This window comes from Streptomyces flaveolus (assembly GCF_044765825.1).
GTDB classification, from domain to species: Bacteria; Actinomycetota; Actinomycetes; order Streptomycetales; family Streptomycetaceae; genus Streptomyces; species Streptomyces flaveolus.
The window spans coordinates 738170-753674 of record NZ_JBIWKU010000003.1; the positions used below are offsets into that span (position 1 = coordinate 738170).

At 70.8% G+C, this 15505-nt stretch carries 16 protein-coding genes; 6 read left to right on the top strand and 10 right to left on the bottom strand.

The window, feature by feature from the left end:
• Positions 1 to 11: 11 nt before the first annotated feature.
• Together ACIRG6_RS12935 and ACIRG6_RS12940 are read right to left on the bottom strand one after the other, a co-directional pair.
• On the bottom strand, positions 12 to 221 hold the full coding sequence (locus ACIRG6_RS12935) for a 4-oxalocrotonate tautomerase family protein (protein WP_318214025.1): 210 nt from the start codon (positions 219 to 221) through the stop codon (positions 12 to 14).
• Position 222: 1 nt separating this feature from the next.
• A complete protein-coding gene (locus ACIRG6_RS12940; RefSeq protein ID WP_364818620.1) occupies positions 223 to 987 on the bottom strand; it encodes an SDR family oxidoreductase in 765 nt (254 codons plus the stop codon).
• Between the two features lie 77 nt (positions 988 to 1064).
• Between ACIRG6_RS12940 and ACIRG6_RS12945 the strand changes: the two genes are divergently transcribed.
• Positions 1065 to 1967: a helix-turn-helix transcriptional regulator gene (locus ACIRG6_RS12945; RefSeq protein ID WP_364676363.1), complete on the top strand. Its 903-nt coding sequence runs from the start codon at positions 1065 to 1067 to the stop codon at positions 1965 to 1967.
• On the opposite strand, the gene ACIRG6_RS12950 is transcribed toward ACIRG6_RS12945, so the two are convergent.
• Both ACIRG6_RS12950 and ACIRG6_RS12955 read right to left on the bottom strand, forming a co-directional pair.
• Positions 1918 to 2127, bottom strand: coding sequence for a DUF397 domain-containing protein (locus ACIRG6_RS12950; RefSeq protein ID WP_364676360.1), 210 nt, complete (start codon positions 2125 to 2127; stop codon positions 1918 to 1920). The two genes, ACIRG6_RS12945 and ACIRG6_RS12950, sit on opposite strands and share 50 nt — an antisense overlap.
• Positions 2124 to 2972 carry a helix-turn-helix domain-containing protein gene (locus tag ACIRG6_RS12955; RefSeq protein WP_364676358.1) on the bottom strand — a complete coding sequence of 283 codons (849 nt, stop codon included), beginning with the start codon at positions 2970 to 2972 and terminating at the stop codon, positions 2124 to 2126. The genes ACIRG6_RS12950 and ACIRG6_RS12955 overlap by 4 nt, the downstream gene beginning before the upstream one ends.
• Before the next feature lie 156 nt (positions 2973 to 3128).
• On the opposite strand from ACIRG6_RS12955, the gene ACIRG6_RS12960 reads away from it, so the two are divergent.
• Positions 3129 to 3560, top strand: a complete 432-nt coding sequence (locus ACIRG6_RS12960) for an ATP-binding protein (RefSeq protein WP_364676355.1) — start codon at positions 3129 to 3131, stop codon at positions 3558 to 3560.
• A gap of 24 nt (positions 3561 to 3584) precedes the next feature.
• Here ACIRG6_RS12960 and ACIRG6_RS12965 read toward each other — a convergent pair whose 3' ends face one another.
• Positions 3585 to 3974: a VOC family protein gene (locus tag ACIRG6_RS12965; RefSeq protein WP_364676353.1), complete on the bottom strand. Its 390-nt coding sequence runs from the start codon at positions 3972 to 3974 to the stop codon at positions 3585 to 3587.
• 74 nt (positions 3975 to 4048) lie between these two features.
• Here ACIRG6_RS12965 and ACIRG6_RS12970 point away from each other — a divergent pair, with 74 nt between their 5' ends.
• From ACIRG6_RS12970 to ACIRG6_RS12985, 4 genes are all read left to right on the top strand, one after another.
• Positions 4049 to 5023: a helix-turn-helix transcriptional regulator gene (locus tag ACIRG6_RS12970; protein ID WP_403322448.1), complete on the top strand. Its 975-nt coding sequence runs from the start codon at positions 4049 to 4051 to the stop codon at positions 5021 to 5023.
• A gap of 60 nt (positions 5024 to 5083) precedes the next feature.
• The gene (locus ACIRG6_RS12975; RefSeq protein ID WP_403322449.1) at positions 5084 to 6862 is read left to right on the top strand and encodes an NlpC/P60 family protein; all 1779 of its coding nucleotides are present in this window, start codon (positions 5084 to 5086) and stop codon (positions 6860 to 6862) included.
• Between the two features lie 134 nt (positions 6863 to 6996).
• Complete coding sequence (locus ACIRG6_RS12980) at positions 6997 to 7959, top strand: LysR family transcriptional regulator (protein WP_364676345.1); 963 nt, start codon at positions 6997 to 6999, stop codon at positions 7957 to 7959.
• Positions 7960 to 8079: 120 nt separating this feature from the next.
• Positions 8080 to 9474 carry an alpha-lytic protease prodomain-containing protein gene (locus ACIRG6_RS12985; protein ID WP_364676343.1) on the top strand — a complete coding sequence of 465 codons (1395 nt, stop codon included), beginning with the start codon at positions 8080 to 8082 and terminating at the stop codon, positions 9472 to 9474.
• Between the two features lie 76 nt (positions 9475 to 9550).
• Here ACIRG6_RS12985 and ACIRG6_RS12990 read toward each other — a convergent pair whose 3' ends face one another.
• From ACIRG6_RS12990 to rpsL, 5 genes are all read right to left on the bottom strand, one after another.
• A complete protein-coding gene (locus tag ACIRG6_RS12990; RefSeq protein ID WP_403322451.1) occupies positions 9551 to 10753 on the bottom strand; it encodes a hypothetical protein in 1203 nt (400 codons plus the stop codon).
• A gap of 213 nt (positions 10754 to 10966) precedes the next feature.
• The gene (gene tuf / locus ACIRG6_RS12995; RefSeq protein ID WP_161166423.1) at positions 10967 to 12160 is read right to left on the bottom strand and encodes an elongation factor Tu; all 1194 of its coding nucleotides are present in this window, start codon (positions 12158 to 12160) and stop codon (positions 10967 to 10969) included.
• Positions 12161 to 12332: 172 nt separating this feature from the next.
• A complete protein-coding gene (fusA, locus tag ACIRG6_RS13000; protein ID WP_225636253.1) occupies positions 12333 to 14459 on the bottom strand; it encodes an elongation factor G in 2127 nt (708 codons plus the stop codon).
• A gap of 39 nt (positions 14460 to 14498) precedes the next feature.
• Positions 14499 to 14969 (bottom strand): 30S ribosomal protein S7, encoded by a 471-nt coding sequence (gene rpsG / locus ACIRG6_RS13005; protein ID WP_003992340.1) that lies wholly within the window; start codon positions 14967 to 14969, stop codon positions 14499 to 14501.
• Positions 14970 to 14971: 2 nt separating this feature from the next.
• A complete protein-coding gene (gene rpsL / locus ACIRG6_RS13010; protein WP_003948652.1) occupies positions 14972 to 15343 on the bottom strand; it encodes a 30S ribosomal protein S12 in 372 nt (123 codons plus the stop codon).
• Positions 15344 to 15505: the final 162 nt, after the last annotated feature.

Consider the following 15505-nt stretch of genomic DNA (forward strand, 5'->3'; position numbering starts at 1 on the left):
GCACCTCTGTGTCACGTCTCCCCGTTGAGCATCGCCGCCGTGAGGACGTTCCCGGCGACGCCCCAGCCGCCGTCGGCGACCTCGTCGACGAGGACGACGGTGGTGGCGCGGGCCCGCTCGCCGTAGATCTCCGCGTACAGGTCGGTGGTGCGCTCGACGATCTTCCGCTTGTCCTCGGCGGTGACAGTGCCCGCGGGGACCTTGAAGTGGGCGAAGGGCATGTCAGACCAGCCCTCCGTTGGCGCGCAGGATCTGGCCGTTCACCCAGTGTCCGGCGGGGCTGCTCAGGAAGGCGACCACGGCGGCGATATCCTCCGGGGTGCCCAGCCGCTCCAGGGGCGGGGTCTTGGCGAGCTGCTCGATCCGCTCGGGCGTCTTGTCCGCGAGGAACAAGTCCGTGGCCGTGGGCCCCGGGGCCACGGCGTTCACCGTGATGTCCCGGCCGCGCAGCTCCCGCGCCATGATCAGGATCATCGCCTCCACGGCGCCCTTGCTCGCCGTGTACGCCCCGTAGGTCGGGAACTGCGCTCCGACCACGGAGGTCGAGAACCCCACGAAGGAGCCGCCCGCCCGCAGCCGCCGGGCCGCCTGCTGGGCGACGACGAAGGTGCCGCGGATGTTGGTGCGGTGCATGGCGTCCAGTGCCGCCAGGTCCAGGTCGGCGATGGTCGACAGGATCATCCGCCCGGCCGAGTTCACCACCACGTCGACGCCGCCGAACTCCTCCTCCGCCCGGTCGAACAGCGCGGCGACCTCCTTCTCCTCCGCCACATCGGCCTGTACGGCGATCGCCCGCCCGCCGGCGGCGGTGATCGCGGCCACCGCCTCCTCGGCGGCCCCCGCGCCGTGGGCGTAGTTCACGACGACGGCCAGGCCGTCCTGGGCGAGCTTCTCGGAGACCGCCCGGCCGATACCGCGGGATCCGCCGGTGACGACGGCGACGCGTACGGCCGCGGGGGTCGAGTTCTGCTTCGTGTTCGTGGTCATGACTCCACCATGCGCGGCGGTGGACCGCGCAGCCAGGGGATGTCATCCCCTGGGTCGGCGGCCCGGCCCGGCGCAGAATGGACGGCATGAGCGCTGTGAAGTACGCCGAGCTGGGAGCGTTCCTGCGGTCGCGGCGGGAGCGCATCCGCCCGGCCGACGTCGGGCTCCCGGCCGGGCCGCGGCGCCGGGTGCCGGGGCTGCGCCGCGAGGAGGTCGCCCAGCTCGCCGGGGCGTCGGTGGACTACTACAACGAGCTGGAGCGCGGGGCCGGATCCCAGCCGTCCGAGCAGATGATCGCCGCGCTGGCGCGGGCGCTGCGGCTGTCCGCCGACGAACGGGACTACCTGTACCGGCTCGCGGACCGGCCGGTGCCCGTGCCGGGCGGGGCCGCCTCGCACGTGCACCCCGGCATGCTCGACCTGCTCGGCCGGCTGGCCTCGACCCCGGCGCAGGTGATCACCGACCTGCACGTCACCCTCGTACAGAATCCGCTGGCCGTGGCGCTGGTCGGGGACCAGTCCGGTTTCCGGGGGCCCCGGGCCAGCTTCGTCCACCGGTGGTTCACCGAGCCCGACGCCCGGCTCCTGCATCCCGAGGCCGACCACGAGAGCCAGTCCCGCGCCTTCGTCGCCGACCTGCGGGCCGCCGCCGCGCGCAGGGACGCGAAGGACCCGGAGGCCGGCTCGATGATCCGCACGCTGCTCGACGTCTCTCCCGAGTTCGCCGCGCTGTGGGCCGACCACGACGTGGCCTTCCGGCGCGACGACCGCAAGCGCATCGTGCACCCCACGCTCGGCGTCATCGAGGTCAACTGCCTCAACCTGTTCAGCGAGGACGGACGCCAGCGACTGCTCTGGTTCACCCCGGCCGTCGGGACGGACAGCGCGGGGCTGCTGGAGCTGCTGGCGGTCGTCGGGACGCAGGAGGTCGTCAGCGCTCCGACGCGTACGGAAGGAAGTGCGTCCAGGCGGCGGGGGTGAGGGCCAGGCGGGGGCCGTCGGCGTGCTTCGAGTCACGGACGTGGACGGTGCCGGGGGTGAGGGCCAGTTCGACGCAAGAGTTGCCGTCGGTGCCGCTGCTGTAACTGCTCTTGAACCACGCCAGCTCGGAGGCGTCCCTGGCGGAGGCCTTGCGGATCATGTCTCTCCCAGCAATCGTTCGACAAAGGCCAGCGACTCCCTCGGCGGGAGAGCCTGCGCCCGGATGGTGCCATACCGCAGCTCAAGAATGCGCAGGTCTTTCGGGTCGGCGATCGGCCGTCCGTTGAACGCGCCGTCGGAACGCCCCACCGCCGTACCGTCCGGGAACTTCAGCAACTCGATCTTGCCGTCCACACCCGGGTGGGCATCGGTGTCCGTCGGCATCACCTGAAGCGTGACGGGATTCAACCTCCCTACTTCCAGCAGGCGTTCGAGCTGGCGCTGCCACACCATTGTGCCGCCAATCGGCCGCCGCAACGGTGCCTCCTCCAGGACGAAATGGATCGACGGCGCCGGGTCGCGATCGAACACCGCCTGCCGAGCAATGCGGGCGGCCACCATGCGCTCCACGTCGTCCGGCGAGTACGGCGGCTGTGCAGCCTCCATCAGCGCACGGGCGTGCTCGGGCGTCTGCAACAGCCCGTGGACGCTGTTGCACTCGTAGATGCCGATCTCAACCGCCTTGGCCTCCAACTTCCCCAGCTCCCGGACCTTCTTCGGGTACCGGACCCTCTTCACGTCCTCCCACGTCGCCGCGATGAGCCCGCCCGCGCCCAACACCTCGTCGGCTCTGTCCAGATACTCCTGCCGGGGAATCCGCTTACCGCCCTCGACCTTGTAGACGAGGTCCTCCCCGTACCCGACTGCCACTCCGAAGTCGGCAGCCCGCATCCCCACCGCCTCGCGGCGGAGTTTCAACTGCCGTCCCACCGTGGCGATGACCGCGACGCCCCACTCGTCGTCAGGGTCCACCTCCCACCCCGGCTCGTCCACCTCGACCGCCATCCCGCGCCCCTTCGTCGTCCTCGCAGCGTTGCCCCAGCGCCCTACCCGCAGGCCCCTCCCGACAGCACCGACACCACCGGACAACAACCGGACAGTCACCGTACGTACCCGCTGAGTCACTTCTCACGGTACGCAGACGCCGCCACGCTGAGTGACGTGAATCAGGAATCCGCCGAACTCGCGACATCCGTACGCAACTTCAGCCTGCAGCTCTCCCCCACGCCACGCGGTGCCCGCCTGGCCCGCCTGCTCGCGGCCGAACAGCTCCGTTCCTGGGGAGTGCCGCTGGACCCGGCACGGCACGTCGTCGCCGAGCTGGCCGCCAACGCGGCGGACCACGGACGCGTCCCCGGCCGCGATTTCCGGCTCACGCTGTACGTCGTCGGCGACACCCTGCGCATCGAGGTCACGGACACCCGGGCCGAACGGCTGCCCGAGCTCCGAGCACCCGCCCCCGACGCGGAATCGGGCCGCGGCCTGCTGCTGGTGGAGGCGTTCGCCCACCGCTGGGGAGTGACGGAGGGCCGCTTCCCGCGCAAGACCGTGTGGGCCGAGTTGCGCTTCACGCCGACGGAACCCCCGTTCTGAGGCTGGGTGCGGCCGGTGCCCCGTTCACGCCACCGTCGACACGCAGAACGGATGCCCCGCCGGGTCCAGCAGCACCCGCCACCGGTCCGGGTCCGGCTGGAAGTCGGGCTTCGTGGCACCGAGGGCCAGCAGCCGGGCCTCGGCCGCGTCCAGGTCGTCGGTCCCGAGGTCGATGTGGGCCTGCTTCTCCTGCGCGGGGTCCGGCCAGGTCGGCCGGCGGTAGTCGGCCAGGCGGTTGAAGCCGAGGCCGGCCGCGCCGTCCTTCTGGCCGAGCAGGACGAAGTCGTCGGTGGAGAAGACGACGGACAGGCCGAGGGCCTCGCCGTAGAAGCGGGCCATGTCCGCGGGGTCGGGGCAGTCGAAGGTGACGGCCGAGTAGCGGAGCGCGGGCGCGGTGTTTTCCGTGGTGGTCATGGAGGGAACGGTAGGACCCGACCAGGACAGGTTCGGTCCTGGTCATGCGGCGCCGTGTGGAAAACTTCGCCGACATGCTGAGTACGTCCGCCCGTCTGCTGCGGCTGGTCTCCCTGCTGGCCGTCCGGCCCACCTGGACCTGCGGTGAACTGGCCGCCCGTATCGACGTCACCGAGCGGACGGTGCGCCGGGACATCGCCCGGCTGCGCGAGCTCGGCTACGCCGTCGAGTCCGACCCCGGCCCTTGGGGCGGCTACCGCCTGCGCCCCGGGACGCGTACGCCGCCGCTGATCCTGGACGACGAGGAGGCGCTCGCCGTGGCCGTCGGGCTGCGGGAGGCCGCGCTGAGCGGGGCGCTCGGTGGCGATCAGGCGGCCCTGTCGGCGCTGCTGAAACTGCGGCAGGTGCTGCCCCGGCGGGTCGCGGACCGGCTGGGCGACATGGACGCCGCCTTCGTCCACACCCCGAGGGCCGACGAACCGCAGATCGCGCCCGGCATGCTGCTGGAGCTGGCCGCCGCCTGCCGCCGGGCCGAGCGCGCCCGGCTGTCGTACCGCGACTGGGGGGGGCGGGCCACGGTCCGGGACGTCGACCCGTACCGCCTCGTCCACACCGGACGCCGCTGGTACTTCGTGGCCCGCGACGTGGAGCGGGACCGGTGGCGGACCTTCCGGGCCGACCGCGTCCAGCGGCTCCAGCCCACCGGACGCCCGGTGGAGATCACCGACCCGCCCGACCCGGCGCTGCTCGTCTCCCGCTCCACCGCCACCGGCCCCTACCCGCTACGGGCGACGATCCGCCTCCCCATCCCGCTCGACCAGGCGCTGCGTCTCATCCCGTCCACCGTCGGCACCCACCGCGCCGAGGACCCCGACACCACGATCGTCGAGGTCGGCGGCCCCACCCCCGAGGGCCTGGCCACCTACCTGCTCGGCCTGGGCACACCACTGCACGTCCTCGCCCCGGACTCCGTACGGGAGGCACTGGTACGGCGTGCGCGGCAGCTCATCGAGGACAACACGAACGATCAGGCTGATAACCACTCTTGACGATCAATCGTCGACGGTCCGGCGCCGGGAGCGCCGCTGTCCGGCCCGATGATGTCGACCATGACCAAGACCTCACGGCGCAGCGTTCTCACCGCCCTCGCGGCATCGGCCGCCACGATCCAGCTCGGTGGCAGGGCCTCCGCCTCGCCCGCCCCGGCCACCGCCCCGGCGGCCTCGCCGGTCACGTCGGCCTCGTCGGTGGCCCCTCTGGCCCAGTCGGCCGGTCCGGCCGCGGCAGGCTCTGCCGTGACGATGCCACCACTGAACCCCGCCTACTTCGGCGGCCTCACCCTGGCGTCCCGGCTCACCGCCACCGTGCTCCCGGGCACCCCGGCCCGCACCGAGATCACCTCTGCCGGCAGACGGGTCGCACTGCTGACCCACGGGGCGCGCACCGTCCTGCTGCCCGGACCGGAGCGGACGTTCACCGAGAACAAGAAACCCTTCGTGGACGACTTCGCGCGCACGCTGCCCGACACCTCGCTGCCCGTGGACGACCGCGCTTACTGGGGCACCTCTCCGGGCGGCGGCAGCTGGTCCACCCTCGGGCCGGCGGACTCCGACTACTCGGTGACGCCGGGCACCGGGATCATCGCCCTCACCACCGACTACGCCAGCCGCCACGCCACCCTGCGGGACGACGAGATCACCGACGTGGACGTGAGCTGCGTCGCGCGGTTCGACAAGGTGCCGACCGGTGATGCGTGCTCGTACGCCCTGTCCTTCGGCTACCAGGACACGCACAACAGCTACCGGGCCCGACTGTCCTTCACCACGTCCGGCTCGGTACAGCTCCGGGTGGAGAAGGAGGTCGCCGACGCGGTCACCCAGCTGGCCGCGGCGGTGACCCTCGCCACCGGCGTGGCCGCGGGCACCGACTGGACGATACGGGTCCGCCGCGAGAGCACCCGTATCCGGGCCAAGGCGTGGCGCTCCGCCGACACCGAGCCGTCCGCGTGGACCGTCGACGTCACCGATTCCACCTTCGGCAAGGGCCGCGTCGGCCTGCGCGCACTCGCCAACCAGGGCAGCACGAATCTGCCGCTCCGGCTGCTCGTCAGCCGGTTCCGGGTGGACGCGGCGAACTGGGCGGCACCGCCGGTCGTCACCCACTCCGACTGGGTGCGCGTGCTGCCCGCACCCTTCGACGGCGTCTGGACCCAGGAACTGGAGAACACCGTCCGCGGCTGGTACGGCTCCACCGCCCCGGACGTCCTCGCCCACGCCGCCATGTTCCTCGCCGGGGCGCCCACCGTGGTCGCCGGTGCCGGCCCGGCCGAGGGCAGACCGGTCCTGGGCGAGGCGGGGTACGGCTACCTGGATCCGCGGGGCTACCGCTACGAGGGCGCCGACTTCCACGAATACATGAACACCGGCTGGACCTTCCCCGACGGCGCCTACACCGGCCCGGCCGGCAAGCAGGCCGGCAACCTCGACTGCTCCGGCTACACCCGCATGGTCTACGGCTACCACATGGGCGTACCGCTGGCCGCGGGTGAGGACACCTCGGGCACCCGGCTCCCGCGCAAGTCCCGGGACATGGCCGAGTACGCGCCCGGCGTCCGCATCGACCGCACCGACGGCACGAAGCCGCCCGCCGCCGCGCAGCTCCAGCCCGGCGACCTCGTCCTGTTCAACGCGGACTCCGGCGACGACGTCCGGACGGCCACGGTGGACCACGTCGGCATCTACCTCGGCGCTGACGCGGGGGGCCTGCGCCGCTTCCTGTCGAGTCGCAAGACGGTCAACGGCCCGACCATGTCCGACCTGGGCGGCAAGTCGCTCCTCGACGGTACCGGCACCTACGCGAAGACCCTGCACACGGTCCACCGGATCTGAGGCACCCACCGAGCTCGGTACGGCGGCGCCCTCCTCGGCAGGTCGCCGCCGTACCTTCGGCACACCACCGCATCGGCCGTACTGGTCTGTACCAACCCCTTGCCCCCGCCCTGCCTTCGTCGCAAGCTCCCTTCATGGAGCTGGAGTTGCGGCATCTCAAGACGGTCCGGGCCATCGCCGACGCCGGCAGCCTCACCAGGGCGGCGACGGCGCTCGGGCTCGCGCAGCCCGCGTTGAGCGCACAGCTCAAGCGGATCGAACGCGCCCTGGGCGGTGCCCTGTTCGAGCGTGGCCGGCACGGCGTGCGGGCCACCGCGCTGGGGGAACTGGTGCTGGAGCGCAGCCGGATCGTGCTGCCCGCGGTCACCGAACTCCAGCAGGAGGCGGCCAGGTTCGCCCGCGCGGCCCCGCGCACCGCCGAGCGGCTCCGGCTGGGCGGCACCCACGGCCCCCTGCTGGGCGCCCTGGTGGACCGGCTGGCGGGCGTGGCGCCGGACGCCCGGATGACGACCTGTACGTCCTGGTCGGAACGGGAGCTGGCCGAGCAGCTCGTCGAAGGGCGGCTGGACTTCGCCCTCGCCGGGACCTGCGGGTCGGCGTCCCCGCCCGGCGCGGAGGGCCTGGTCTGGCGGGAGGTCGCCGTCGACCCGGTGTTCGTCATGGTGGCCGACGGTCACCCGCTCGCCCACCGTCCCGAGGTGGACCTGACCGAGCTGGCCGGCGAGGAGTGGGCCTGTGTGCCCGGTGACGGCTGCTTCGGGGACTGCTTCACCGCGTCCTGCGCCCGCGCCGGGTTCACTCCGCACCGCATGTACGAGACGGACACCGCCTCCCTGGTGCACCTCGTGCAGGTGGGCCGGGCGGTCGGCCTGTGCCGGGCGACGTTCCCGACCACGCCCGGCATCGTCACCCGGCCGCTCACCGGCACGCCCCTGGCCTGGCGGCACCTGCTCGGCTGGCACGCGGGGACCCAGCGGCAGGACACCGCCGCCACCGTCCTCGCGCAGGCCCGCCTCGCCCACGCGGGCGTGGCCGCGGGCAGCGACAGCTACACCGCGTGGCTCTCGACGCACGGGGACACGGCGGCCGTGGGCTGAGCCCGGGGGCGCCCGGCGGGGTTCCATAACGCCGGGGAGGGGGCCGACCGGGGTCTTATGCCCACCGGCCGGCCCTCCCTACGGTTTCGGCACCTCCCCACCGAGACCGAGGAGTTCCCCATGTCCTCCCTGTCCTCCGTGTCCCAGCGACACACCAGGGCCAGAGCCGCGGGCGCCGCCCTCGCGGCGACGGCCGCCCTGCTCGTGGCCGGGCTCAGCGGCTCCGCGAGCGCGGGGGCGGCCGAGGCCGCGCAGCCGTCGGCGCCCTCCGCGGCGCAGACCCTCCGCACCGACGCCGCCCCGGCCGCCCTGCTCCAGGCCATGCAGCGCGACCTCGGCCTGGACCGGCACCAGGCCGAGGTGCGCCTGGTGAACGAGGCCGAGGCGGGCGCCGTGGCGGGGCGCCTGCGGGCAGCGCTCGGCGGCGACTTCGCGGGCGCCTGGGTGCGGGGCGCCGAGTCCGGCACGCTCACCGTGGCGACGACCGACGCGGGCGACGTCGGCACGATCGAGGCGCAGGGAGCCGAGGCGAAGGTCGTACGCCACTCGCTGGCCGACCTGGACGCGGCCAAGGCCCGCCTGGACCGGTCGGCGACCGGCCGCACCACCGCCGACGCGCCCGTCTGGTACGTCGACACGCGCACCAACACCCTCGTCGTGGAGGCGGTACGCCCGGCCGCGGCCCGCGCGCTGCTGGCGGCCGCCGGGGTCGACCGGTCCCTCGCCCGAGTCGAGACGCGCACCGAACGTCCCCGCACCTTCTACGACCTGCGGGGCGGCGAGGCGTACTACATCAACAACAGCGGACGCTGCTCGATCGGCTTCCCGGTCACCAAGGGCACCCAGCAGGGCTTCGCCACCGCCGGTCACTGCGGCCAGGCCGGCGCCGGCACGAGCGGCGCCAACCGGGTCGCCCAGGGCACCTTCCAGGGCTCGGTCTTCCCGGGCCGCGACATGGCGTGGGTGGCGGCCAACTCCAGCTGGACGGCGACCCCGTACGTCAACGGCGCCGGCGGGCAGAGCGTCCAGGTCGCCGGGTCCACGCAGGCGACGGTCGGCGCCTCCGTGTGCCGCTCCGGTTCGACGACCGGCTGGCACTGCGGCACCGTCCAGCAGCTGAACACCAGCGTCACCTACCAGGAGGGCACCGTCTCCGGCGTCACCCGCACCACGGTGTGCGCCGAGCCCGGCGACTCCGGCGGCTCGTACATCTCCGGCAGCCAGGCCCAGGGCGTCACCTCGGGCGGCTCGGGCAACTGCAGCAGCGGCGGCGAGACCTTCTTCCAGCCGATCAACCCGCTGCTGACGAACTACGGGCTCACCCTGAAGACGTCCGGTGACGGCGGCGGCCCCGAGGAACCCCCGCCCGGCGGCGGCACCTGGGCCGCCGGCAAGGTCTACCAGCCGGGCGACACGGTGACGTACGGCGGTGCGACCTACCGCTGCCTCCAGGGCCACCAGGCCCAGCCGGGCTGGGAGCCGTCGAACGTCCCCGCCCTGTGGCAGCGCGTGTGACCCACTGACCGCCCCACGGGGGACACGGGGGCAGGGCCCGGGTGCGCAGCGGGAGAGCGCCCGGGCCCGTCCGTGTTCAGGTACGGCTGACGGTGCCGCACTCCGTCTGTCCCTGGTCGATCGGCCGGCTGCGGTCGTACGGGTCGACGGTCGGGCCGCCGCCCTGCTCACCGGTGTAGACGTCGTCGGGGAAGGTGGGCTCCAGATAGCCGCCCTCGTCCTCGCACGAGTCGTTGGACCGGTCGGCGCTGTACTCGAAGAGCCTCAGTTTGCCCGCCGTGGCCTGCCACTGCCCGGGGTCCGACAGCAGCATGGTGACCTGGCGGCGCACGATGGTCCGGGTCACGGGACTGAAGTCCTGCCCGGCGCGTACGAGGGGATAGACGAAGGTGTAGTCCGCGTGCACCTTCACCTGGCCGGGATCGCCGGCGGTGAAGCTCATGTGGCCCCGGACCTTGACCGTGTCGCCCAGCACACGCACCTCGGCCGGGTCGAAGCGGCTGAAGAACATGGTGGGGTCGTCGTCCCGCGTGGGACCGGTCAGCGCCCGTTCCATCCGCGACCGCATCTCCGAGTCCAACGGGTCCAGCACGTCGAACGCGGCGGTGGGCCGCGCCCCGCGCAGCACGGCGGGATCGATGTTGCTCGCGACCAGGAAGTCCTTCGTGCGGCGCAGCGCCAGTTCCACCTCGGCCTTGCTCATCCCGCCGGCCGCCTTCGCCTGCGGCAGCACGATGGCATCCGCGCCCTCCGCCCACCGCTCCGCCGGTGAGCCGAGGAACGGCCGCTCGTGGGTGGGCTCCTCGGACAGGGCCGCGCCGCCGGGCGCGGTGCTGGGCAGTGCCGTCTCCGCGGGCAGCGGCGACGCCGCGGCTCCCGTCGGCTCCTCGGGTATCCCGTCGAACACCAGTGAGGGCTTCACGACGAGCACGGCGACCGCGACGGCCACCAGCACCCCGACGGCCGACTTGATCCGACGCCGGCGGCTCCGGCCGCCGTTCGTCCCCTGCCACGCCGGACCCGTCCGCCACCCCGGCGGCGTCGAGGGCGGCGCGGCCTTCTCCCGCCCCCACCGCCGGCCGCCGGAGGCCGAGGCCGCCGCCTCGTCCTGCGCCCGCAGCCGCTCCGTCACCATCCGCGCCCGCGCGGACGGCTCCTTGGGCGCCGCGGCGCCGCCGCCCTCGGCGGACTCCCGCAGGAACGCGTCCAACTGCTCGTCGGAGAGGGACGGCGACGGTTCCCGGTCGTCGGGACGCTCGGGGGACGGGACAGTGCTCACGGGCTCGCTCTCGTGGTCCGGTGCGGCATTCTCGCCGGTCAGTGATCGAACCAGTGTTCCCGATCTTCACAGGGTGCCCACAGACCCAGGCACGAGCCGTGATCCAACCGGTACCGAGGGACAACGCGAAAGGACCCGCACGACCGAAGTCGTACGGGTCCTCTCAGGCATCAAGCCCAGGTCAGGTCGTCAGACCCAACAAGCAAGCGGAGCTTACTTGTTGATCTTGGTGACCTGGCCGGCGCCCACGGTCCGGCCACCCTCACGGATGGCGAACTTCAGGCCCTCTTCCATGGCGACGGGCTGGATGAGCTCCACCTTCATCTCGGTGTTGTCACCCGGCATGACCATCTCGGTGCCCTCGGGGAGGGTCACGACGCCGGTCACGTCCGTCGTACGGAAGTAGAACTGCGGACGGTAGTTGTTGAAGAACGGCGTGTGGCGGCCACCCTCGTCCTTGGACAGGATGTAGGCCTGCGCCTCGAACTCGGTGTGCGGGGTGACCGAGCCCGGCTTGATGATGACCTGGCCGCGCTCGACGTCCTCGCGCTTGATGCCGCGAAGCAGCAGACCGACGTTCTCACCGGCCTGGCCCTCGTCGAGGAGCTTCCGGAACATCTCGATGCCGGTGACCGTGGTGGTGGTCTTCTCGGTCTTGATGCCGATGATGTCGACGGTCTCGTTGACCTTGAGGACACCACGCTCGATGCGGCCGGTGACGACCGTACCGCGACCGGTGATGGTGAAGACGTCCTCGATCGGCATCAGGAACGGCTTGTCGACGTCACGCTCGGGCTCCGGGATGGCCTCGTCCACGGCCTTCATGAGCTCGAGGACCGAGTTGCCCCACTCCTTGTCGCCCTCGAGGGCCTTCAGAGCGGAGACCTTGACGACGGGAACGTCGTCGCCCGGGAACTCGTACTCGGAGAGGAGCTCACGCACCTCGAGCTCGACGAGCTCCAGGATCTCCTCGTCGTCCACCATGTCGGCCTTGTTCAGCGCGACGACGATGTACGGAACGCCGACCTGGCGGGCCAGGAGCACGTGCTCCTTGGTCTGCGGCATCGGGCCGTCGGTGGCGGCGACCACGAGGATGGCGCCGTCCATCTGCGCCGCACCCGTGATCATGTTCTTGATGTAGTCCGCGTGACCGGGGCAGTCGACGTGGGCGTAGTGACGCGTCTCCGTCTGGTACTCGACGTGCGCGATGGAGATGGTGATACCGCGCTGGCGCTCTTCGGGAGCCTTGTCGATCTGGTCGAAGGCCGAGGCCTCGTTCAGGTCCGGGTACGCGTCGTGCAGCACCTTGGTAATGGCGGCCGTGAGGGTCGTCTTACCGTGGTCGATGTGACCGATGGTGCCGATGTTGACGTGCGGCTTAGTCCGCTCGAACTTCGCCTTCGCCACTGGGGTCCTCCTGTGGAGTGGTTCTGTACGCCTTACTCATCGGCGCCAGGTGATCTTTGCTGGGAAACCCGGGCCAGGGGGCATTCCGCCGGGTTGGCGGTGGAATGCCCCTTGCAGGCTCCGGGGTCAAGCCTAAAGCGTGTGAACGGGGTCCGTTAAACGGAGTAGTCCGTTACTCGCCCTTGGCCTTCGCGATGATCTCCTCGGCGACGTTCCGGGGAACCTCGGCGTAGGAGTCGAACTGCATCGAGTAGCTTGCGCGACCCGACGTCTTGCTGCGGAGGTCGCCGACGTAGCCGAACATCTCCGACAGGGGCACGAGGCCCTTCACGACGCGGGCACCCGCCCGCTCCTCCATGGCCTGAATCTGGCCACGGCGGGAGTTGATGTCGCCGATGACCTCACCCATGTAGTCCTCGGGCGTGGTGACCTCGACGGCCATCATCGGCTCCAGGAGCACGGGCGAAGCCTTGCGTGCGGCCTCCTTGAAGGCCTGCGAACCGGCGATCTTGAACGCGAGCTCGGAGGAGTCGACCTCGTGGTAGCCACCGTCGATGAGCGTGACGCGGACGCCCGTCATCTCGTAGCCGGCCAGGATGCCGAACTGCATGGCCTCCTGAGCACCGGCGTCCACCGAAGGGATGTACTCCTTCGGGATGCGGCCACCGGTCACCTTGTTCACGAACTCGTACGAGGCGTCGCCGCCCTCGATCGGCTCGATCGCGATCTGCACCTTGGCGAACTGACCGGTACCACCGGTCTGCTTCTTGTGGGTGTAGTCCACGCGCTCGACGGCCTTGCGGATCGTCTCACGGTAGGCGACCTGCGGCTTACCGACGTTGGCCTCGACCTTGAACTCACGGCGCATACGGTCGACCAGCACCTCGAGGTGCAGCTCGCCCATACCACCGATGATGGTCTGGCCCGTCTCCTCGTTCGTGTGAACCTGGAAGGACGGGTCCTCCTCGGCCAGACGCTGGATCGCGACGCCGAGCTTCTCCTGGTCGCCCTTCGACTTGGGCTCGATGGCGACCTGGATGACCGGCGCCGGGAAGTCCATGGACTCCAGGATCACCGGGCTCTTGTCGTCGGACAGCGTCTCACCGGTGGTGGTCTGCTTCAGGCCCATGACGGCGACGATGTCGCCGGCGCCCACCGACTCGATCTCCTCACGCTTGTTGGCGTGCATGCGGTAGATCTTGCCGATGCGCTCCTTCTTGCCCTTGACCGAGTTCAGCACCGCGGTGCCGGACTGCAGGCGGCCCGAGTAGACCCGGACGAAGGTGAGCTTGCCGAGGTGCGGGTCGCTCATGATCTTGAAGGCGAGCGCGGCGAGCGGCTCGTCCTCGGACGGCTTGCGCTTGACGACGACCTCGGGGTCCTTGACGTCGTGGCCCTCGATGGCCTCGACGTCGAGGGGGGTCGGCAGGTAGCGCACGACCGCGTCGAGCAGGGGCTGAACGCCCTTGTTCTTGAACGCGGTGCCGCAGAACACCGGGGTGACCGTGGTGTCGCTGGACTTGCCGGAGGCGATGGTGATGCGACGGATCGCGGCGTACAGCTGCTCCTCGGTGGGCTCCTGGCCCTCCAGGAACAGCTCCATGATCTCTTCGTCGTTCTCGGCGACGGCCTCGACCAGCTTGCCGCGCCACTCCTCGGCGGCCTCGGTGTGCGTGTCGGGGATGTCGACGACGTCGTACATCTCGCCCTTGGCGGCCTCGGCGGACCACACGAGCGCCTTCATGCGGACCAGGTCCACGACGCCCTTGAAGTCGGCCTCGGCGCCGATCGGGAGCTGCATGACGAGCGGCTGGGCGCCCAGGCGGTCCGAGATCATGTCCACGCAGCGGTGGAACTCGGCGCCGGTACGGTCCAGCTTGTTGACGAAGCAGATGCGGGGCACGCCGTAACGGTCGGCCTGACGCCACACCGTCTCGGACTGCGGCTCGACACCGGCGACACCGTCGAACACGGTCACGGCACCGTCGAGCACACGCAGGGAACGCTCCACCTCGACGGTGAAGTCGACGTGCCCCGGGGTGTCGATGATGTTGATCGTGTAGTCGTTGTCCTCGAGCGGCCAGTGACAGGTGGTCGCAGCAGACGTGATCGTGATGCCACGCTCCTGCTCCTGCTCCATCCAGTCCATGGTGGCAGCGCCGTCGTGGACCTCACCGATCTTGTACGACACACCGGTGTAGAACAGAATCCGCTCGGTGGTGGTCGTCTTGCCCGCGTCGATGTGGGCCATGATCCCGATGTTGCGGACCTTGGCCAGGTCAAGTGAAGTGGTAGCCATAAGGCTTCAGTCTTCTCTCGGTCTCGATGTGGGTAGCGACTACCAGCGGTAGTGCGCGAAGGCCTTGTTGGACTCGGCCATCTTGTGCGTGTCCTCGCGCTTCTTCACAGCGGCACCGAGGCCGTTGGAGGCGTCGAGGAGCTCGTTGAGCAGACGCTCGGTCATGGTCTTCTCGCGACGGGCGCGGGAGTAACCGACGAGCCAGCGCAGCGCGAGGGTGTTGGCGCGACCGGGCTTGACCTCGATCGGCACCTGGTAGGTGGCGCCACCGACACGGCGGGACTTGACCTCGAGGGTCGGCTTGATGTTCTCGAGCGCGCGCTTCAGCGTGATGATCGGGTCGTTGCCCGTCTTCTCACGCAGACCCTCCATGGCGCCGTAGACGATGCGCTCGGCGGTGGAGCGCTTGCCGTTCAGCAGCACCTTGTTGATCAGGGAGGTCACCAGAGGAGAACCGTAGACCGGGTCGATGATGACCGGGCGCTTCGGGGCGGGGCCCTTACGAGGCATTCTTACTTCTCCTTCTTGGCGCCGTAGCGGCTGCGGGCCTGCTTGCGGTTCTTGACACCCTGGGTGTCGAGCGAGCCGCGGATGATCTTGTAGCGAACACCCGGCAGGTCCTTCACACGGCCGCCGCGCACGAGCACGATGGAGTGCTCCTGCAGGTTGTGTCCCTCACCCGGAATGTAAGCAGTGACCTCGATCCCGCTGGTCAGACGCACACGCGCGACCTTACGCAGGGCCGAGTTCGGCTTCTTCGGGGTGGTCGTGAACACACGCGTGCAGACGCCACGACGCTGGGGCGAACCCTCGAGCGCGGGCGTCTTGTTCTTCTCGACCTTGTCCTGCCGGCCCTTGCGGACCAGCTGCTGGATCGTAGGCACTACTTCTCCGGTTTCTGTGTGCCGAATGGTGAAGCTAACCTGGTACGTCGCCGACCCACGCGGTCGGGTGTGTCGAACCCGCGGACTCTCGCCGCGAGGACGGAAAGAGGCGCGGATTGCGGTGGCCGCTCACGGCCCCCGGTGCGGTTGAAGGCACGCACG